The sequence below is a fragment of the Stenotrophomonas sp. INTA L402-1 genome, assembly GCF_059295135.1.
The window spans coordinates 1-507 of record NZ_JCAFWP010000269.1 but is presented as its reverse complement, the minus strand read 5'-3'; the positions used below and the strand labels follow the sequence as shown (position 1 = coordinate 507).

Here is a 507-nt window from a genome sequence, read left to right as displayed (position 1 = left end):
CTTCCGCACTGACCAGTTTACCGCTGTTCATCTCGACCTGTGGCTGTAACCAAATCGCAAACTGATGATTTTCCAGCGCATTAAGGATATCGCTCTCTTCCGTCAACCGCTGCTGGGCGGCTTCCATCTGCTGCGGATCAAAGAACTGAATCTGATTCTTGCCTTTATGGCGAGCGGTAAATGCCGCAGAAATAGCGCGACTGTAAAGCTGTTCGGCGGTGAGATCGCCGTAGAACATCGCCACGCCAATGCTACAGTGCGGACGGAGTTGAATACGTTCAATCGGCAGGCGCTCGCTCATGATAGTGAGCACTTGCTGTCCTAAAGTGATTGCGTGCCACGGGTCGTGTACACCTTTGGCAATGAGAGCAAAGTCATAACGACTCTGCTGCGCGAGGAGCATGCGTGGGGGCTGGCGCGCGGGGGGGGGGGCGGCGGGCGGCGGCGGCTGGGGGGGGCGGGGGGCGTGGGTGGGGAGGGGGGGTGGGGGGGGGTGGGGGGGGGGGG

The 507-nt window shown here is 60.7% G+C and carries 1 protein-coding gene; it reads right to left on the bottom strand.

Features of this window, described 5'->3' with window-relative positions:
- On the bottom strand, positions 1 to 301 hold a 301-nt coding region (locus AC5O77_RS22725; protein WP_494507295.1), incomplete at its 3' end, for a hypothetical protein.
- Positions 302 to 507: the final 206 nt, after the last annotated feature.